This is a genomic window from Streptomyces flavovariabilis (assembly GCF_000725785.1).
Taxonomy (GTDB): Bacteria; Actinomycetota; Actinomycetes; order Streptomycetales; family Streptomycetaceae; genus Streptomyces; species Streptomyces hawaiiensis.
Genome location: NZ_JNXD01000002.1, coordinates 112,274 through 131,006, shown reverse-complemented (window position 1 = coordinate 131,006; position 18,733 = coordinate 112,274). Strand labels below are relative to the sequence as shown.

Genomic DNA, 18,733 nt, shown 5'->3' with positions numbered 1-18,733 from the left:
ATAGTGGGTATGAACCTGCTGGCTGCTGTACGGATTTGATGCCCCCATAGTCCGACCCCCCCGCGCCCTTGTGGATCTTTGGAGGTGAGCCGCCGTGGCACTCTCGATTTCGGCGGTGGTGCTGCTGGCGATCATCGTCTTCCTGCTCATCAAGAAGTCGGGGCTGAAGGCGGGGCACGCGATCGTCTGCATGCTGCTCGGCTTCTACCTCGCCTCCTCGACGGTCGCTCCCACGATCAACGAGCTGACGACGAACATCGCGGGCATGATCGGCAGCATCAAGTTCTGACCGCCGTGGGACCTCGTAGGCTGGTCCCATGACGGAACTGCCCTCCCCCAGGCTCTCCGAGCAGGGGGGACCCCCACCTCGCTCCGCGAGGCGTCTGCTGCTGGTGCACGCGCACCCGGACGACGAGTCGATCAACAACGGCGCGACCATGGCCAGGTACGCGGCCGAGGGTGCCCACGTCACCCTGGTCACGTGCACCCTCGGCGAGCGCGGCGAGGTCATCCCGCCCGAGCTCGCGCACCTGACGGGTGCCGCCCTGGGCCAGCACCGCCGCAGCGAGCTCACCGCCGCCATGGCCGGGCTCGGCGTGACGGACTTCCGCCTGCTCGGCGGCGCCGGGCGCTACAGCGACTCCGGGATGATGGGCCTGCCCGACAACGACGACCCGGCCTGCTTCTGGCAGGCCGACGTCGACGAGGCCGCCGCACACCTCGTCGAGGTGATCCGCGAGGTACGCCCCCAGGTCCTCGTCACCTACGACGACAACGGCGGCTACGGCCACCCCGACCACATCCAGGCCCACCGCGTCGCGATGCGTGCCGCGGACCTGTCCGCCGACGCCGGCCTGCCGATCCCCAAGGTCTACTGGAACCGGGTCCCCCGGCCGGTTGTGGAGGAGTCCTTCGCACGGCTCCGGGAGGATTTGCCCGGCACGCCCTTCGCCAAGGCCGCCGACGTCGACGACGTACCGGGTGTCGTGCCCGAGGAGCGGATCACCACCGTGATCGATGGCACCGCCCACGCCGCCGCCAAGGCCGCCGCGATGCGCGCCCACGCCACGCAGATCACCGTCGCCGAGCCGTACTTCGTGCTGTCCAACGAACTCGCCCAGCCGATCCTCACGACCGAGTACTACGAACTGGTGCGAGGCGAGCGGGGCCCCGGCGAGCGGGAGACGGACCTGTTCGCCGGTGTCGAGGAGACCTCATGAGCGACCGGACGTCCATGCTCGCCCAGCCGATGCGGCCGCCCACCGCCGGACGCGTCGGCGCCTGCCTGGGGTTCTTCGTGCTCGGCGCCGTGACCGGCGTGGCCGGGGCGCTGGTGCAGCCCGGGTGGTTCCCGGGCGGACTGCTGCTCGCGCTGGCCGGTGAGGCCGGAGCCGTCCTGGGCGCCACGCGCGTCATCCGCGGCCGGGCCGGGGGCGTCGCGGCCGCCGCGGGCTGGATGCTCGCCGTCGTCCTGCTCACCGCCAGCCGCCCCGAGGGTGACTTCCTCTTCGCCGCGGGGAGCGGCTCCTATCTCTTCCTGCTCGGAGGCATCGCCGTGGCTGTGATCTGCGCCACCCTCGCCCCCGGGCGGCAACCGGACGGCGATCCCGTCCGACTTGCCAAGTGACGTACCACTTCGCCAGGACGTGGCCGTGGGGGTCCGGTGTGAGTTTCCCCGGCGGTCACGGGATACGGGCGAGAAGTGGCCAGTATGGTGGTGCGCGCCGCCGAGCTGCCCGCGTGAGGTCGTGTCGGGCGGCGGAGCCAACCGGGAGAACCTGCCTTGAGTCGTGAAACTGACACTCCGTCCTCCGGGCCCAACGGGCGCGGCGGAGCCGCCTACCCGTCGGGTACGCCGCCGTACGGGACCCCGACGGTCTCCGACGCCGGTACGGACGCGGGCCGTTCCGCCACGCGGCCGGAGGAACGCAAGACCGAGACCACGCTGACGACCCGGATCCGGATCAACATCCCCGGGTCGCGGCCCATTCCGCCCGTGGTGGTGCGCAAACCCGTCGCGGAGGCGGAGGGCTCGGCCGACACCGACACGCACGGTGAGCCCTCGACGGCGCCGGGCGCCGCCCCGTCCACGCGAACGGGCACGGGCACGGGCACGGTCGAGCCTCCCGCCGACCCCGCGCAGCCGGGCGACGACAAGCCGGCCAGCGACTGGTTCGCACCCCGCAAGTCCGGCGGAGGCAAGGGCGGTCCGGGCAGCGGGTCCACCAACGGGGCCGGGCTGACGGGCGGTTCGGGTCCGGCGGACGGTGCCGGTGCCGGTACGTCCGGTGGGGCCCGGCCGGGTGCCGGGCGGCCCGGAGGCGTGGTCGGCTCCATGGGCGCGCCGGGCGGCTCCCGGTCCGGCGGTACGAACGGCGCCGGGCTCCCCGGCGGCGCGACCGGTGGCCCCGTCGCGCCCGGGCACGGCGGCGGCACCGGCTCCTTCGACGTCACCGAGGCCCTGGCGGCGGGCCCGCTGGGCAACGGCTCGCGTCCCGCCCCGGGCGGCGGCGAACAGCGCCGCGACGACCTGCCGTACTTCTCCGAGAACGGCCAGAACGGGCCGGACGGCTACGACGGCCGGTCCGGCGGCCCGGGCACCGCCAACGGCTACGGGGGCCCCGGATCCCAGGGCCCGGCCGGCCCGACGGGCGGACCGGTCACGGGTGACGGCCCGATGGCGCCGGCGGCGGGCGGAACGGGCGGCTTCAACGAGCAGGGCGGGCCCGGTGGCCCAGGGGGCCCGGGCGGCTTCAACGCACCCGCGGGTCCGGGCGGACCCGGAGCTTTCAACGCACCCGGTGGCCCCGGCACCCCGGGCGCCCCTGGCGGCTTCGGCAATGAGCCGGGCGCCCCTGGAGCCTTCAACGAGTCCGGCGGCCCCGGCGGCCCTGGTGCCCCCGGCGGCTTCGGCGCCCCGGGCAGGTCCGGTGGCCCGGAGGCCTTCCACGAGTCCGGCGCTCCCGGTGCCCCCGGCGGCCCTGGAGCCCCCGGTGCTTTCAACGACCCCGGCCGACCGGGAGGCCCGGGCGCACCCGTCGGCCCCGGAGCCATAGGCGGCGGCCCGGGCGGCCCCGCCGGTACGGGCGTGCCCGGAGCCCCTGGCGGCCCCGCGGGCCCGGCCGGGCAGGGCGGCGCCACCGCTCCCGGCGCCGCGGGCCCCGGCCCCGGTGGCGGCATGAGCGACGACACCGCCATCCTCACCCCGCAGAAGCCGGCCCCGGACGGCCAGGGCTACGGCCCCCGGCACGACAACGTCTCCGGGCACACCGTCACCAGCGGCATCCCCGTCGTACCGCCCGGCGCGGCCTCGCCGTTCGGCCCGGGCGCACCCGGTGACGGCCCGGTGCCGCACACGGCCCCGAAGCTGCCCGAGCCGGTCTCCCCGCCCCCGGCCGGCTCCTCGAAGGCGCCGAAGAAGAAGGGGCGCAGCAAGCTGGTGCTGCTGGCCGTCGGCGTGGTCGTCCTCGCCGGTGGCGTCTACGGCGCCGGCCTGCTGATGAACCGCACCGACGTGCCCAAGGGCACCAGCGTGCTCGGCGTCGACATCGGCGGCACCACCCGCGACGGCGCGGTCCGCAAGCTCGACGAGGCTTTCGACGGCAATGCCGGCAAGCCGCTGAAGCTGTCGGTGGGCGGCAAGACCGTCGCCCTCGACCCGGACAACGCGGGCCTGCAGTTCGACATGGACGCCACGGCCGACGCGGCGGCGAAGAGCGACTACAACCCGGTCTCCGTGATCGGCTCCCTCTTCGGCAACCACCGTGTCGTCACGCCGGTCATGCCCGTCGACGAGGAGAAGCTGCACGCCTCCCTGGAGGACGCCGCGGGCGGCTCCGGCGCGTCGACCGACGGCACGATCGAGTTCAAGGGCGGCAAGGCCGTCCCCGTGTACGGCAAGGTGGGCAAGGGGATCGACCTCGCCAAGGCGACGACAACGGTGGAGGAGGCGTACCGCACCCAGGTGGAGACCGGCACGGCCGGCACGGTGAACCTGCCGACCACCACCCGGCAGCCGACGGTGTCGAACGCCGAGGTCGACCGGGTGCTGAAGGACTTCGCCCAGCCGGCGATGTCGGCCAAGGCCATCGTGCAGACCGACGCGGCGCACAGCATCCCGTTCGGCGAGTTGTCCCTCCCGAAGATCCTGAGCTTCAAGGCCGTCGACGGCAAGCTCGTGGACACGTACAACCTCAAGGCGCTCCAGGAGGCGTACGGCCAGACCTTCGAGGGCGTGCAGATCGAGGGCGCGAGCGGCAAGCGGGACGTCACCCCGCAGGACGTCGTCACGGCGCTGCGCAAGGCCCTGCGCGGCAAGACGCCCGCGGAGCGCATCGGAGTCATCGACACCAAGCCGAACTGACCTCCGGCCACCCGCCGCACGAGAGCCCCTGCCCGGTGAGGGTGGGGGCTCTCGTCGTCACTCCGCAGACATGACAACTGTCATGCGGTACTGCGGACGCCCGGCACTGCCCCCGCCCGCACCCCCGAAGCCACGATGGCCGCATGACAACGACAGCCTCCGTGGTGGCGTTCGACCAGGTGAGCAAGGCATACGACGCGGTCCGGGCCGTGGACGGACTGACTCTCGACCTCAGCCCTGGGCAGACCGTCGCCCTGCTCGGCCCCAACGGCGCCGGCAAGTCCACCACCCTCGACCTGCTGCTCGGCCTCAAGACGCCCGACAGCGGCACGGTCCGGCTCTTCGGCACCAGCCCCCGGGACGCCATCGTCGCCGGACGCGTGGGTGCCATGCTGCAGAGCGGCGGCCTCATGGACGAGGTCACGGTCGCCGAACTCGTGCGGCTCGCCTGCGACCTGCACCCCAAGCCGTACCGGCCCTCCGAGGTCCTGTCCCGGGCGGGCATCGAGCAGATCGCCGACCGCAAGGCCGACAAGCTCTCCGGTGGCCAGGCACAGCGCGTCCGCTTCGCCCTGGCCACCGCAGGCGACAGCGACCTCATCGTCCTGGACGAGCCCACCACCGGCATGGACGTCACCACCCGCCAGGCCTTCTGGGCCACCATCCGCGAACAGGCCGGCCAGGGCCGGACCGTCCTCTTCGCCACCCACTACCTCGAAGAGGCCGACGCCGTCGCCGACCGGGTCCTCGTCCTGCACCGCGGCCGGCTCCTCGCCGACGGCACGGCCGCCGAGATCAAGGCCAGGGCGGGCGCCCGCCGGGTCTCCTTCGACGTGGAGGGCGCCATCGACGAGCCCGCCCTGCGCGCCCTGCCGTTCCTGACCGGGATCGACATCTCCGGCCGGACCGTGCGCATCCAGTCCGCCGACGCCGACGCCACCGTCCACGCCCTGTACGGCCTGGGCGTCTACCCCCGCAACCTCGAAGTCGCCGGGCTCGGCCTGGAGCAGGCCTTCGTCGCCATCACCACCGCCGAGGAGGCGAAGTCCCGGTGAACAGCCTGATCAAACTGGAACTCACCCGCGCCCTGCGCAACCGCAAGTTCCTCTTCTTCTCCGTGATCTACCCGTCGGTGCTGTTCCTGATCGTCGCGGGCAACGCCGACAGCACCGCCGAGGTCCCCGGCACCGGCCTGACCCTCCCGACCTACATGATGGTCTCCATGGCGTCCTTCGGCGCCCTCACGGCCGTCCTCATGGGCAACAGCGAGCGCATCGCCAAGGAGCGCGAGGGCGGCTGGGTGCGGCAACTGCGCCTGACCACGTTGCCGGGCCGCGGCTACGTCCTCGCCAAGACCGCGAGCGCCGCCGTCGTCAGCCTGCCGTCCATCGTCGTCGTGTTCGCCGTCGCGGCGGCCGTGAAGGACGTACGCCTGGACGCCTGGCAGTGGCCCGCCCTCACCGGCGCGATCTGGGCCGGCAGCCTCGTCTTCGCCGCGCTCGGTGTCGCCATCGGCTACCTGGCCGGCGGGGACGCGGTCCGCCCGATCACGATGATCACCTACTTCGGCCTGTCCCTGCTGGGCGGCCTGTGGATGCCCACGACGACCTTCCCGGACTGGCTCCAGGACATCGCGAAGTGGCTGCCCACCCACGCGTACGCTGCTCTCGGGCAGGCCATCGAGCAGAGCCGCGCCCCGCACGTCCAGGACCTCGCCGTCCTCGCGGTGTCGTTCGTCCTGTTCGCGGGCGGCGCGGCCTGGCTGTACCGGAAGGACACCCTGAAGGCGTGAGCGGCGTCGGGTTCGGTATCGGGCAGCGCCCGGTGAACCGCCGGCAGCGGGCGGTGAAGTCGCTGTGGACCGGCATCTGGCTGGTCTACCTCGGCGCACCCGTCTCCGACCTGCTGCACGGCGGCCACAGCACGGGCGTCCGGATCCTCGGCTGGCTGGCTCTGGCCGCCTTCGTCACCTGGTACATGCTGCTGGTCTTCCGCACCGGGCGCGGCGAGCGCAACGCCCTGGTGCTCGGCTCGCTCGGGGTCCTCGCGGCCCAGTCCACGCTCCTCGCCCTCACCCTGGGCCGCGAGTGGCTGGTGCTGTTCGTGTACGTCTCGATCGCGTCCGGGGCGGCTCTGCCCCTGCGCATGGCCCGCTGGACGATCCCCGCCGCGTGCGTCCTGCTGACCGTGGTGGGGCTCGCTACGCACGACGGTCTGTCCTACCTGGGCGGGCTCCTCATCCCGGCCCTGCTCGGCGGTTTCGCGATGACCGGCGTACGCGAACTCGTCCGGACGGCCATCGCCCTGCGCGAGGCCCGCGCCACCGTCGCCCAGCTCGCCGCCAACGAGGAACGCCTGCGTCTGGCCAGGGACCTGCACGACCTGCTCGGCCACTCCCTCTCCCTCATCACGCTCAAGAGCGAGCTCGCCGGCCGGATGCTGCCGGCCCGCCCCGACGAGGCGGCCCAGCAGGTCGCCGACATCGAACAGGTCAGCCGCCAGGCCCTCGTCGACGTACGAGAAGCCGTGACCGGCTACCGCCGCCCGCGTCTGAGCGCCGAACTCGCCGGTGCCCGGGCCGCCCTGACCGCGGCCGGCGTCACCGCCGCACTCCCCGCCGGGCCCGGCCTCGCCGACGTGCCTGAGGAGAGCGAGTCGGCCCTCGCCTGGGCGCTGCGCGAGGCGGTCACCAACGTCGTACGGCACAGCGGCGCCCGCCACTGCACGGTCGGACTGCAGCGCCGCGAGACCCTCGACGGCCCGGTGCTGGAACTCACCGTCGAGGACGACGGCCCGGGCGGCCCGGGCACCGGCCCCGGAAACGGCCTCACGGGCCTCACCGAACGGCTCACCAAGGCCGGCGGCACCCTGGAGGCGGGCCCGCTCAAGCACGGCTTCCGCCTGGTCGCCCGGGTGCCGACGGCCGGACCGGCGGACGTAGGATCCCCGGCATGAGCCGCACGATCAAGGTCCTGCTCGCCGAGGACCAGTCGATGGTCCGCGAGGCCCTGGCCGCTCTGCTCGGCCTGGAGGACGACATCGAGGTCGTCGCCCAGGTGGCCCGCGGCGACGAGGTCCTTCAGGCGGCCCGCGCACACGCCGTGGACGTGGCCCTCCTGGACATCGAGATGCCCGGCGCGACGGGCATCGAGGTCGCGGCCCGCCTGCACGCCGAGCTTCCGGCCGTGAAGCTGGTCATCCTCACCACCTTCGGCCGCCCCGGCCACCTCCGCAGCGCCATGGAGTCCGGCGCCGACGCCTTCCTGGTCAAGGACGCCCCCGCCGCGCAACTCGCCGAGGCGATCCGCAAGGTCCTCACCGGCGAACGCGTCATCGACCCGACGCTGGCGGCAGCGGCACTGGCGGAAGGCGCCAATCCGCTGACGGACCGCGAACGAGAAGTCCTCCGGGCGGCGGCGGACGGCTCCACCAACGCCGAACTGGCCACCACCCTGCACCTCTCCCAGGGCACCGTCCGCAACTACCTCTCCACGGCGATCCAGAAACTGGCGGTACGCAACAGGGCGGAGGCGGTCCGGGTGGCACGGGAAAAGGGCTGGCTGTAGACCGGCGCCGGAAGGGGCGCGGGGAAACTGCGCGACCAGCCCCCACGCACCGGCACACGCAAGATCACGGAACACCTACGGCGAGAAGGCGTCAGTTGAGCATCGCCCTGGCCGCGTGAGCCTCCCCCCGCACCCGCTCCGCGGCCCCCTCATCCACCGCCGAGACAACCTCCGCATAGGCCTCCAACTCCGAGGCTCCGCCCAGGAACTCCCCACGCTGCACGAGCAACTGCGCCCGTTCGTACCGCAACCGGGCCGGATGCGACGGCAGCAGCAGCGACAACTCGACCGCCCACAACGCCACATCCGACCGCTCGGGGCGGGCCGCGGCCCACGCCCGCACGTTGTTCAGGATCCGCAGCACCACATCCAGCGGATCCGCCGGCCGCAGCATCGCCGCATCCAGCCGCGCCCCCGTCGCCCCGGCCACCAGCAGTTCCGCATCCGTTCCGGTCAGCACCCGCCCCCCGTCGAACGGGTCGGCCAGCACCCGCCCCTCGTCGGGCCCGAACCCGACCACGAAATGCCCCGGCAGGGCCACCCCGCACACCGGCGCCCCCGCCCGCCGGGCCACCTCCAACCACACCACGGACAGCAGGATCGGCAGCCCCCTGCGCCGCGCCAGCACCTCATGCAGCAGCGAGGACTCCAGGCGCTGATAGTCGCCGGGGGTGCCGTGAAACCCCATACGCTCACCGAGCAGTTCCCGCAGGGCGTCCGCCCAGGCCCGGGGCCCGGCGGGCCGGTAGGGCAGCAGCCCGGCCAGCCGGTCCAGCTCGACCTGAGCGGCGTCCAGGCCCGCCTCGTCCAGCTCCCCGTCCGCCTCCGCGCCCACCAGCAGGCACAGCGTCGACAGATCGGGCCGCTCGGACCGGGCCTCTTCGGCGAAGCGCCGCCGCAGCTCGGCGGAACGCTCGGGGGACGGGGGATACGGGGGACGCATCACTGGCTCGTGCCCTCTCACGGCGAATCGGTCACCGGCCGGTGCCGGCGTCGTCCGGCGCCCGGTAGTGGTGGTAGGCGTGGTGCGCGGCGAAGCCCATCCCGGCGTACAGCGCCCGCGCTCCCGCGTTGTCGGCCTCGACCTGGAGCCACGCGGCCGACGCGCCCTCGTCGAGCGCCTGCCGGGCCAGCGCGGCCATCACGGCCGTGCCCAGCCCCCGCCGCCGCCGGGCCGGATCGACCTCGACGGCGGCGAACCCGGCCCACCGCCCGTCGACGACACACCGCCCGATGGCGGCCGGAGGCGCCTCCTCGGTCTCCCCGGCCACGGTCGCGAACCACACGGAGGGCCCGCTGCGAAGCACCCGCAGCGCCACCTCGCTCACGCCCTTGCGCTGGTACCGGGCGAGCCACCCCTCACCGGCCTCCCGGGACAGCACGACCCCCGCCGGATCACCCCGGTCGGCGATCGGCGCCAGCGGCCCCACCCACAGCTCGGCCGTCACCTCCCGCACCCAGCCCCGCTGCTCCAGCTCGGCGCAGAGCAGCTCCTGCGTGCCCTCGGCACCGGTCGCGGTCTGGACGTAGGCCGGCAGTCCGCGTTCGCCGTACCACCGCCGCACGGCGCCGAGCGCCTCGTCCAGCGGCACGTCCGGCGCGCCCAGCGGCAGCACCGAGTTGGCCCGCCGCGTGAACCCGGACGCGGCCCGCAGCTCCCATGTGCCGAGCCGCTCGCTCTCCACGGGCCGCCAGGCCCGCGCGGCGACCCGGGCCAGCTCCTCGTAGGCGGCGGCCGGGCCGCGGTGACGCGCCGGTGCGGCGGGCACGGTCTTGCCCGCGACCAGCGCGGATTCCGCGATACGGACGCTCTTGCCACTCTTGGGTGTGATCAGCAGCACACCATTGTCCCAAAATGTGAGAACGCCGACCGTATCGGTGAACTTCTCACCTGGAGCCTCATGTTCGATCAAGCTCCGCACCGATACCCGTTTGCCCACGTCAGCAGCGGTGATCCGGACCTCGAGTCGCCCGGCGGCAAAGAATTCCACAGGTCAGTTCACCCCTCCTGTTCGGATCATGCCCAAGAACGGAGATACTAGGGGCGGGCATCGACGACGCCGCGCTCCCGCGCGCCAGGCGGCGGAGCCTGAGGAGGCCCGCCAGCGCCCTATCGAGGAGGAACGACAGCGTGACCTACGTCATCGCGCAGCCTTGTGTCGACGTCAAGGACAAGGCGTGCATCGAGGAGTGCCCGGTCGACTGCATCTACGAGGGCCAGCGGTCCTTGTACATCCACCCGGACGAATGCGTCGACTGTGGTGCCTGTGAGCCGGTCTGCCCGGTCGAGGCGATCTTCTACGAGGACGACACTCCCGAGGAGTGGAAGGACTACTACAAGGCGAACGTCGAGTTCTTCGACGAGCTCGGTTCGCCCGGCGGAGCCAGCAAGCTGGGGCTGATCGAGCGCGACCACCCCTTCGTCGCCGCGCTGCCGCCGCAGAACCAGTAAGAGCGGCCCGCACCAGCGCCGCCTCGGTCCCGTACGGCCCGATCAGCCCGCTGATCGCCGTACGGGGCCGAGGCGTTTGCCGTAACGGGCTCGTCGGACCAGAAAGTGAGCCAGAACCCGTGTCCGCAGTCTCCGACCGCCTCCCCGCCTTCCCCTGGGACAAGCTGACCCCGTACAAGGCCACGGCCGCCGCCCACCCGGACGGCATCGTCGACCTGTCCGTCGGCACCCCGGTCGACCCGGTACCCGAGCTGATCCAGAAAGCGCTGGTGGCCGCGGCCGACTCACCGGGCTACCCGACCGTCTGGGGCACGCCCGAGCTGCGCGACGCGATCACCGGCTGGGCCGAGCGCCGCCTCGGCGCCCAGGCCGTCACCCACCGCCACGTCCTGCCGATCGTCGGCTCCAAGGAACTCGTCGCCTGGCTCCCGACCCAGCTGGGCCTCGGCCCCGGAGACCGGGTGGCCTACCCGCGCCTGGCCTACCCGACGTACGAGGTCGGCGCGCGGCTGGCCCGGGCCGAGTACGAGGCCTATGACGACCCGACGGAACTGGATCCCGAGGGCCTGAAGCTCCTCTGGCTGAACTCCCCGTCGAACCCCACGGGCAAGGTCCTCTCCAAGGAGGAGCTGACCCGGATCGTCGCCTGGGCCCGCTCGCACGGCATCCTGCTCTTCTCCGACGAGTGCTACCTGGAGCTGGGCTGGGAGGCCGCCCCGGTCTCGGTGCTGCACCCGGACGTCAACGGCGGCTCCTACGACGGCATCGTCTCCGTCCACTCCCTCTCCAAGCGCTCGAACCTCGCCGGCTACCGCGCGGCCTTCCTGGCCGGCGACCCGGCGGTCCTCGGCCCGCTCCTGGAGATCCGCAAGCACGGCGGCATGATGACGTCGGCTCCGACGCAGGCTGCGGTGATCGCCGCCCTCGGCGACGACGACCACGTCCGCGTCCAGCGCGAGCGTTACGCGTCCCGCCGCGAGCTCCTGCGCGAGGCCCTCCTCACCCACGGCTTCCGCATCGAGCACAGCGAGGCCAGCCTCTACCTGTGGGCCACCAGGGGCGAATCGTGCTGGGACACGGTCGCCCACCTCGCGGAACGCGGCATCCTCGTCGCACCGGGCGACTTCTACGGCCCTGCCGGCGCGGAGTTCGTCCGCGTGGCTCTGACGGCGACGGACGAGAGGGTGGCGGCGGCGGTACGGCGTCTGTGACCGCCGCCGCGGTGAGCGCACACCGACGGGGCCCAGGGAAGCTTCCCTGGGCCCCGTCGGCCGTCGTACCCGGCGTCAGCCGACCGGCAGGCCCTTCGTCGGCAGGGTGCCCGTGGACGGCACGCCACCCTTCGCCAGGGAGTCCGTCGGCAGACCACCCTGGGCGGAACCAGCGGCCTCACCGACGAGCTGCCCGGCGGAGCCCGCCGCCTCACCGGCCGCCTTCTGCGCGACGGGCGTGGCCTTCTTGACCGTCTTGCCACCGAGCTTGCCCGCGGCCGGCACGGCCTTCTTGACGGTCTTGCCGCCGGTGTCACCCGCGGTCCTGGTGGCGTCCGTCACCGCGCCGTCGACGGTCTTGCCGACGTTCGCCCCGTCCAGGGCGGTCAGCCCGCCGAGGTTCGGGTTGGCCGGCAGCTCGGGGGCCGCACTGGCGGAGCCGGCCGCACCGACCCCGGCAGCCGCTCCCGCAGCGACGATCAGCGCGGCACGGGCGATCCGGCGGGTCAGGGGGAGGGACATGGTGCTCCTTCGACGGGAGAGAACAGAGGTTCGTGAAGTGTCCGACCGGCACCGGAAGTTGATCGACTGGCTGTGATCGCCCCGGCTCGGACGCAGTGACTACCGCTTGAAACCCGCGAAGGTTGCGGCGCCGCAACGTAAAGAGTTGGTAATGCGTCGCATAATCGGCTACGGACAAACGGGCAAAAAGGTCCTCGCGAGAAAGCGTGCCGAATCCTTCCAGCCCTGTGCGCCCAAGGGATTTCCGGAGTTTCCGGGCGTGGACACGAAACCTGCGCACACCGTCGGAGCCGAGCCGTACGGGTAACCCCCAAGGGTGAGTCCCCGTACCCCTGCGCGATCTAGCGCATCGTGACAATACGGACGGCGTCCGCATCACGTTCCGCACCCGCGGTGCCCTGCTCCGCAGCGGTACGCCATTCGCCGGCGGTATTTCCGGCGAACCACTCCCGCCCCGCGTAGGTGACGCGCGCGATGTGCAGCTCGGAGGCGTTGGCCACGGCCCAGTGCGCCAGCTGCCAGCCACGCTGGTCCAGGCTCCGCCCGGCCGCGGAACTGGTGTCGGCGGTCACCGGCAGGGTCACCGTCCGCCCGCCGGTCCCGCCCGTGGCGCTCGGGGACGGTGCCGGCGTGGCCGTCGACGAGCCGCCCACCTCTGCACCGGCCGGCTCCAGCACATCCCGCCCGAAGTCCCGCACGAGCGCGGCACGCACCCCGTCCGGACCCGAGGCCCGGGTCGCGGCCGGGCGGCCCTCGCAGGTCAGCGTGGCCGCGGACTGCCCGGTGAGGGCCGCGGCGAGCAGCGCCGCGTCCGGCTCGTGCTTGGCGTAGGCCTGCGGGAAGCCGCTGCGCTGCACGCGCTGCGCGGCGACGGTGAGCGGCAGCCGGGTGTAGCCGGGCACCTTGACCAGGTGGTCGTAGAACTCACCGGCCGAATATGTCGGGTCCATGATCTCCTTCGGCGTTCCCCAGCCCTGCGAGGGCCGCTGCTGGAACAGGCCGAGGGAGTCCCGGTCGCCGTGCTTGATGTTGCGCAGGGCCGACTCCTGCAGCGCGGTCGCCAGCGCGATGGTCACGGCTCGCTCGGGCAGCCCGCGCGCGGTGCCCACGGCGCTGATCGTCGCCGCGTTCACCGCCTGCTCCGGCGTGAACTCGTACGACGCCCCGTCGCCGTCGCCGGAGACCACCTTGCAGCCCGGTCCGCCCGAGCCACCGGTGACGTACTGCACGACGAGGTAACCGGCGACCGCGAGCAGGGCCACGAAGGCGGCTCCGCATCGAAAGAGGCGGCCACGACGCTTGGGAGAGGACGGCTCTGGCACGCGGTACAAGGTACTGGAGAGTACGGAGTGGCATGCGCAGGGTGTGGACAGTGAGGCCACGGCCTGGCGCGTTAGGGTCGACGGCATGGCCGACACCTCGCTTGACCTCACGCTGGACGCCGCGGAGCTCACCGCCCGGCTCGTCGACTTCCGCTCCGAGAGCGGCACCGAGAAGCCCCTCGCCGACGCGATCGAGACCGCGCTGCGCGCGCTGCCCCACCTGACGGTCGACCGGTACGGCAACAACGTCGTGGCCCGCACGAACCTGGGCCGCGCGGAGCGGGTGATCCTGGCCGGCCACATCGACACCGTCCCGATCGCGGACAACGTCCCCTCCCGGCTCGACGAGGACGGCGTCCTGTGGGGCTGCGGCACCTGCGACATGAAGTCGGGCGTGGCCGTGCAGCTGCGCATCGCGGCCACGGTCCCGGCCCCCAACCGCGACCTGACCTTCGTCTTCTACGACAACGAGGAGGTCGCCGCGGAGCTGAACGGCCTCAAGCACGTCTCCGAGACGCACCCCGAGTGGCTGGAGGGCGACTTCGCGGTGCTGCTGGAACCGTCGGACGGCCAGGTCGAGGGCGGCTGCCAGGGCACCCTGCGGGTGCTGCTGAAGACCACGGGTGAGCGGGCCCACTCGGCGCGCGGCTGGATGGGCTCCAACGCGATCCACGCCGCGGCCCCGATCCTCGCCCGCCTGGCCTCCTACGAGCCGCGATGGCCGGTCATCGACGGCCTGGAGTACCGCGAGGGCCTCAACGCGGTCGGCATCACCGGGGGAGTGGCCGGCAACGTCATCCCCGACGAGTGCGTGGTCACCGTCAACTTCCGCTATGCGCCCGACCGCACGCCCGAGGAGGCCGTCGCCCACGTCCGGGACGTCTTCGCGGACTGCGGGGTCGAGGAGTTCGAGGTGGTCGACCACAGTGGCGCGGCGATGCCCGGTCTGTCCCATCCGGCGGCCAAGGCGTTCATCGAGGCGGTCGGCGGCACCCCGATGCCGAAGTACGGCTGGACCGACGTCTCCCGCTTCTCGGCGCTCGGCGTACCGGCGGTCAACTACGGCCCCGGGAACCCCCACTTGGCGCACAAGCGGGACGAGCGCGTGGAGATCGCGAAGATCCTCGCGGGCGAGGAGCGCCTGAGGAACTGGCTGACCGCCTGACCCCGCCGGGACGCCCTCGTGTTTACGGCGCTCCATCGCGGACATGCTCACGTCCCTCGTTCGTAACCCGCGTAGATCTACGCTGAGGTGGAAAGACAGGCACGACGGAGGGAGCGCACATGGCGACCGGCAACCCCGAGGGGAAGAAGCAGCCGCCGGAGGAAAAGCGCCTGGGCCCGGTCCTCCAGCGGCGGGACCAGGTGCAGGCCAGCACGACCGACCAGCGGCTGCTGGACGAGCGAGCCCCCTCCGACTGGGTCCACACCGACCCCTGGCGCGTGCTGCGCATCCAGTCGGAGTTCATCGAGGGCTTCGGCACGCTCGCCGAACTCCCGCCCGCGATCAGCGTCTTCGGCTCGGCCCGGACCCCGGCGGACTCACCCGAGTACGAAGCGGGCGTGCGACTGGGGCAGGGCCTGGTCGACGCGGGTTTCGCCGTCATCACGGGCGGCGGCCCGGGCGCGATGGAGGCGGCCAACAAGGGCGCCGTCGAGGCGAAGGGCATCTCGGTCGGCCTCGGTATCGAGCTGCCGTTCGAGCAGGGCCTGAACCCGTACGTCGACATCGGCCTGAACTTCCGCTACTTCTTCGTCCGGAAGATGATGTTCGTCAAGTACGCCCAGGGCTTCGTCGTCCTGCCCGGCGGCCTCGGCACCCTCGACGAGCTCTTCGAGGCCCTCACCCTCGTCCAGACGCAGAAGGTCACGCGCTTCCCGATCGTCCTCTTCGGCAGCGACTACTGGGGCGGCCTGGTCGACTGGCTCCGCGGCACGGTGATCGCCCAGGGCAAGGCGGCGGAGAAGGACCTGCTGCTGTTCCACGTGACGGACGACGTGGACGAGGCGGTGGCCCTGGTGTCGAAGGAGGCGGGCAGGTAGAAGGCGGTTCAAGCCGGGCTTCCTGTCCCTGCGCTTCGGGCGGGCGAGCCGGGCTTCTCGTCCGAGCGATTCGGGTGGCGGATGGGCAGAGGCCGGGGGTCCAGGGGGCGGAGTCCCCTGGACCCGGGCTAGGCCAACCCCCGCCGCGCCACGGCAGGAGCCCGATGCCCCGCGATCGTCGCCACCATGTCCAGCACCTGCCGCGTCTCGGTGACCTCGTGCACCCGGTACACCTGCGCCCCCAGCCACGCGGACACCGCCGTCGTCGCCAACGTTCCCACGACTCGTTCCTTCACGGGCCGGTCCAGCGTCTCCCCGACGAAGTCCTTGTTGGACAGTGACACCAGCACCGGCCACCCCGTGGCGACCATCTCGTCCAGCCGCCGCGTCGCCTCCAGGCTGTGCCGCGTGTTCTTCCCGAAGTCATGCCCCGGGTCGATCATGATCGACTCCCGCGGCACCCCCAGCGCCAGCGCCCGCTCGGCCAGCCCGACCGTGACGTCCAGGATGTCCGCCATGACATCGTCGTACGTGATCCGGTGCGGCCGTGTCCGCGGCTCCGCCCCGCCGGCGTGCGTACACACCAGGCCCACCCGATACCGCGCGGCGACCTCCGCCAGGCCCGGATCGACACCGCCCCAGGCGTCGTTCAGCAGATCGGCCCCGGCCTCGCACACGGCCCGGCCGACCTCGGCCCGCCACGTGTCCACACTGATGATCACGTCCGGGAACCGCCGTCGCACCTCCGCCACGAACCCGACCGTCCGCCGGGCCTCCTCCTCGGCCGTGACCTCCTCGCCCGGCCCGGCCTTGACCCCGCCGATGTCGATGATCGCGGCGCCCTCGGCCACGGCCTGCTCGACGCGCGCGAGGGCCGGCTCGTCGCGGAAGGTGGCGCCCTGGTCGTAGAAGGAGTCCGGGGTGCGGTTCACGATCGCCATGATCACCGGCTCGTGCGTCCCGAATTCTCGCTTGCCCAGCCTGAGCATCCCCTGTGACCTTCCCTGGTGCGTCCCGTCTTCCGCCGCCTGCGACCCTAACCGCCGGACTCGCATGGCACGATCGGACCCTGACAACATGCGACTCGGAGGACTTCCGAGGAGTCCGATCCGTCCGACCGTGGGGGCCCCGCGATGGTTATGTTCCTGTTCCTGGTCGTCGCGCTCGCCGTCGTGGTCGCCGCGGTGACGCTCGCCGTGGTGGGCGGCGGCGAGAACGGGCCGCTGCCCGAGGCCGTCCCCGAGCGGCTGCGGGATCCGCTGCCCCCGGACCGCCCGGTCGACCGCGCGGACGTCGAGGGCCTGCGCTTCCCGCTCGCCGCCCGCGGCTACCGGATGGCGGACGTGGACGACGCCCTCAGCCGCCTGGGTGCCGAGCTCGCCGAGCGCGACGCCCGCATCGCCGACCTGGAGTCGGCCCTGGCCGGCGCCCGGTCGAGCTCCGCCCGCGGGCCGGTGCACGCGTCCGGGGAGAGCCACGTGTCCATGGACAAGCCCGCCCCGGGGCAGGAGGACCGGCCGTGAGCGACGGCGCCGCCCTGGCCGGCCCGGACGGCGTGCTGCGCTGCCCCTGGGCCCTGTCCGCCCCGGAGTACGTGGCGTACCACGACGAGGAGTGGGGCCGCCCGGTCCACGGTGACGACGCGCTCTTCGAGCGCCTCAGCCTGGAGGCCTTCCAGTCCGGCCTGTCCTGGATCACGATCCTGCGCCGCCGCCCCGGCTTCCGCGCCGCCTTCGCCGACTTCAAGATCGCATCGGTGGCCGCCTTCACCGACGAGGACCGCGAACGCCTCCTGACCGACACCGGCATCATCCGCAACCGCGCCAAGATCGACGCGACCCTTGCCAACGCGCGTGCGCTGACCGAATGGTCCCCGGGCGAACTGGACGCCCTGATCTGGTCCCACGCCCCCGGACCGGCCGGCCGGCCGGTCCCGAAGACCCTCTCCGACGTCCCGCCCGTCACGCCCGAGTCGACGGCCCTGTCCAAGGCCCTCAAGAAGCGCGGCCTCCGCTTCGTGGGCCCGACGACGGCGTACGCGCTGATGCAGGCGTGCGGCCTGGTGAACGACCACCTGGAGGCATGCGGGGCGAGAAGCGCCCCGTAGGGGGCGCCCCGGCCTACCGTCCCAGATACTTCGGCTTCTCCTTGTCGACGAAGGCCCGCACCGCGATCGCGTGATCCTCGGAGGAGCCGGCCCGGGTCTGGAGCTCGTCCTCCTTCTCCAGGGCCTCCTCCAAGGAGTGCGTCAGCCCGTACGCCACCGACTCCTTCAGCGCCGCGTACGCCACCGTCGGCCCCTCGGCCAGGGCCCGCGCCACCTTCTCGGCCTCCGCCCGCAGCTCACCGGCCGGCACCAGCCGGTTCGCGATACCCAGCTCGTACGCCTCCTGCGCGCTGATGCTCCGCGGGAAGAGCAGCAGGTCAGCGGCCCGCCCCGGTCCGACAACCCTCGGCAGCGTCCAGGAGATCCCCGAGTCGGCAGTCAGCGCCACCCCCGCGAACGAGGTGTTGAACGCCGCCGTGTCCGCCACGATCCGGTAGTCCGCGGCGAGCGCGAAGCCGAAGCCCGCCCCGGCCGCCACCCCGTTCACGGCGGCGACGACCGGCTTCGCCGCCCCGGCCAGCGCCCGCACGATCGGGTTGTAGTGCTCCCGCACCGTGCTCATGGTCTGCCCCGACCCGGCCTCCCGGTCCGCGGCCAGCAGCCCGATGTGCTCCTTGAGGTCCTGCCCGACGCAGAAGGCCCGGTCACCGGCGGCGGTCAGCAGGATCGCCCGCACGGCGGCGTCGTCCGCCGCGGACCGGACCGCCTCCCGCAGGGCGACCTTCGCCTCCACGCTCAGCGCGTTCATCGCCTCCGGGCGGTTCAGCGTGATCGTCGCGAGTGCGTCGCTCACCTCGTAGAGCACGGTGTCGGTCATGGCGTATCCCCTCCGGGTCGCGGATCTGCGGCGTACCGGCCGGTACGCCCCGGGTCTGCAGGACAGCATGACGGAGATCGCCTACGGCGAACCGGACCGGACGTGTGACCTGCGTCAAAGAATTCTCGTCCGGATTGCTTCGGCGGATGTGTGTGCGGTGGCGGAGTATCGCAGTCTCATCGCCGAATTGAGTGGTTTTGCTCGCGTGCGTTGCCCAAGCGATGCCGACCGATGTTGGTCATCGGGTCCTGAGATGCGGGATAATGGCTTGGAAGCAATGTGTTCGATGCCGGTGTCGCGGGTCCTGCCATAAGGGCCGCGCACGTGTGC

20 protein-coding genes are annotated in these 18,733 nt (G+C 72.6%); 14 read left to right on the top strand and 6 right to left on the bottom strand.

Features of this window, described 5'->3' with window-relative positions; translation table 11 throughout:
* Nucleotides 1-94 precede the first annotated feature (94 nt).
* The 8 genes from IO24_RS0105610 (at nt 95) to IO24_RS0105575 (ending at nt 7,929) form a co-directional block, all read left to right on the top strand.
* The gene (locus tag IO24_RS0105610; RefSeq protein ID WP_030842840.1) at nt 95-289 is read left to right on the top strand and encodes a hypothetical protein; all 195 of its coding nucleotides are present in this window, start codon (nt 95-97) and stop codon (nt 287-289) included.
* A gap of 28 nt (nt 290-317) precedes the next feature.
* Nucleotides 318-1,220, top strand: a complete 903-nt coding sequence (mshB, locus tag IO24_RS0105605) for an N-acetyl-1-D-myo-inositol-2-amino-2-deoxy-alpha-D-glucopyranoside deacetylase (protein ID WP_045295958.1) — start codon at nt 318-320, stop codon at nt 1,218-1,220.
* Nucleotides 1,217-1,627, top strand: coding sequence for a DUF6113 family protein (locus IO24_RS0105600; protein ID WP_031132472.1), 411 nt, complete (start codon nt 1,217-1,219; stop codon nt 1,625-1,627). Before mshB ends, IO24_RS0105600 begins: the two co-directional genes overlap by 4 nt.
* A gap of 156 nt (nt 1,628-1,783) precedes the next feature.
* A complete protein-coding gene (locus IO24_RS0105595; RefSeq protein WP_031132470.1) occupies nt 1,784-4,363 on the top strand; it encodes a hypothetical protein in 2,580 nt (859 codons plus the stop codon).
* Between the two features lie 143 nt (nt 4,364-4,506).
* Nucleotides 4,507-5,418, top strand: coding sequence for an ABC transporter ATP-binding protein (locus tag IO24_RS0105590; protein WP_031132468.1), 912 nt, complete (start codon nt 4,507-4,509; stop codon nt 5,416-5,418).
* Complete coding sequence (locus IO24_RS0105585) at nt 5,415-6,155, top strand: ABC transporter permease (RefSeq protein WP_031132465.1); 741 nt, start codon at nt 5,415-5,417, stop codon at nt 6,153-6,155. Before IO24_RS0105590 ends, IO24_RS0105585 begins: the two co-directional genes overlap by 4 nt.
* Nucleotides 6,152-7,318, top strand: coding sequence for a sensor histidine kinase (locus IO24_RS0105580; protein ID WP_031132463.1), 1,167 nt, complete (start codon nt 6,152-6,154; stop codon nt 7,316-7,318). The genes IO24_RS0105585 and IO24_RS0105580 overlap by 4 nt, the downstream gene beginning before the upstream one ends.
* On the top strand, nt 7,315-7,929 hold the full coding sequence (locus tag IO24_RS0105575; protein WP_031132461.1) for a response regulator transcription factor: 615 nt from the start codon (nt 7,315-7,317) through the stop codon (nt 7,927-7,929). Before IO24_RS0105580 ends, IO24_RS0105575 begins: the two co-directional genes overlap by 4 nt.
* 91 nt (nt 7,930-8,020) lie before the next feature.
* Here IO24_RS0105575 and IO24_RS0105570 read toward each other — a convergent pair whose 3' ends face one another.
* Both IO24_RS0105570 and IO24_RS0105565 read right to left on the bottom strand, forming a co-directional pair.
* Nucleotides 8,021-8,872: a transglutaminase family protein gene (locus IO24_RS0105570; protein ID WP_031132459.1), complete on the bottom strand. Its 852-nt coding sequence runs from the start codon at nt 8,870-8,872 to the stop codon at nt 8,021-8,023.
* Nucleotides 8,873-8,903: 31 nt separating this feature from the next.
* Complete coding sequence (locus IO24_RS0105565) at nt 8,904-9,920, bottom strand: GNAT family N-acetyltransferase (RefSeq protein ID WP_031132457.1); 1,017 nt, start codon at nt 9,918-9,920, stop codon at nt 8,904-8,906.
* A gap of 140 nt (nt 9,921-10,060) precedes the next feature.
* On the opposite strand from IO24_RS0105565, the gene fdxA reads away from it, so the two are divergent.
* Nucleotides 10,061-10,381 (top strand): ferredoxin, encoded by a 321-nt coding sequence (gene fdxA, locus IO24_RS0105560; RefSeq protein ID WP_003973842.1) that lies wholly within the window; start codon nt 10,061-10,063, stop codon nt 10,379-10,381.
* A gap of 119 nt (nt 10,382-10,500) precedes the next feature.
* The gene (locus tag IO24_RS0105555) at nt 10,501-11,592 is read left to right on the top strand and encodes a bifunctional succinyldiaminopimelate transaminase/glutamate-prephenate aminotransferase (RefSeq protein WP_031132452.1); all 1,092 of its coding nucleotides are present in this window, start codon (nt 10,501-10,503) and stop codon (nt 11,590-11,592) included.
* A 75-nt stretch (nt 11,593-11,667) separates the two neighbouring features.
* On the opposite strand, the gene IO24_RS0105550 is transcribed toward IO24_RS0105555, so the two are convergent.
* Together IO24_RS0105550 and IO24_RS0105545 are read right to left on the bottom strand one after the other, a co-directional pair.
* The gene (locus IO24_RS0105550; RefSeq protein ID WP_031132450.1) at nt 11,668-12,114 is read right to left on the bottom strand and encodes a hypothetical protein; all 447 of its coding nucleotides are present in this window, start codon (nt 12,112-12,114) and stop codon (nt 11,668-11,670) included.
* Nucleotides 12,115-12,455: 341 nt separating this feature from the next.
* Nucleotides 12,456-13,436, bottom strand: coding sequence for a VldE C-terminal domain-containing protein (locus tag IO24_RS0105545; protein WP_078898915.1), 981 nt, complete (start codon nt 13,434-13,436; stop codon nt 12,456-12,458).
* 85 nt (nt 13,437-13,521) lie between these two features.
* Between IO24_RS0105545 and dapE the strand changes: the two genes are divergently transcribed.
* Complete coding sequence (gene dapE, locus IO24_RS0105540) at nt 13,522-14,601, top strand: succinyl-diaminopimelate desuccinylase (RefSeq protein ID WP_031132447.1); 1,080 nt, start codon at nt 13,522-13,524, stop codon at nt 14,599-14,601.
* Nucleotides 14,602-14,720: 119 nt separating this feature from the next.
* Nucleotides 14,721-15,479, top strand: a complete 759-nt coding sequence (locus IO24_RS0105535) for an LOG family protein (RefSeq protein ID WP_031132446.1) — start codon at nt 14,721-14,723, stop codon at nt 15,477-15,479.
* A gap of 128 nt (nt 15,480-15,607) precedes the next feature.
* On the opposite strand, the gene folP is transcribed toward IO24_RS0105535, so the two are convergent.
* The gene (folP, locus tag IO24_RS0105530) at nt 15,608-16,468 is read right to left on the bottom strand and encodes a dihydropteroate synthase (RefSeq protein WP_031132445.1); all 861 of its coding nucleotides are present in this window, start codon (nt 16,466-16,468) and stop codon (nt 15,608-15,610) included.
* Nucleotides 16,469-16,612: 144 nt separating this feature from the next.
* Here folP and IO24_RS0105525 point away from each other — a divergent pair, with 144 nt between their 5' ends.
* Both IO24_RS0105525 and IO24_RS0105520 read left to right on the top strand, forming a co-directional pair.
* Nucleotides 16,613-17,002 (top strand): DivIVA domain-containing protein, encoded by a 390-nt coding sequence (locus tag IO24_RS0105525; RefSeq protein WP_107062899.1) that lies wholly within the window; start codon nt 16,613-16,615, stop codon nt 17,000-17,002.
* Nucleotides 16,999-17,586, top strand: a complete 588-nt coding sequence (locus IO24_RS0105520; protein WP_031132441.1) for a DNA-3-methyladenine glycosylase I — start codon at nt 16,999-17,001, stop codon at nt 17,584-17,586. The genes IO24_RS0105525 and IO24_RS0105520 overlap by 4 nt, the downstream gene beginning before the upstream one ends.
* Before the next feature lie 13 nt (nt 17,587-17,599).
* On the opposite strand, the gene chcB is transcribed toward IO24_RS0105520, so the two are convergent.
* Nucleotides 17,600-18,403, bottom strand: a complete 804-nt coding sequence (chcB, locus tag IO24_RS0105515; RefSeq protein ID WP_031132439.1) for a 2-cyclohexenylcarbonyl CoA isomerase — start codon at nt 18,401-18,403, stop codon at nt 17,600-17,602.
* Nucleotides 18,404-18,733: the final 330 nt, after the last annotated feature.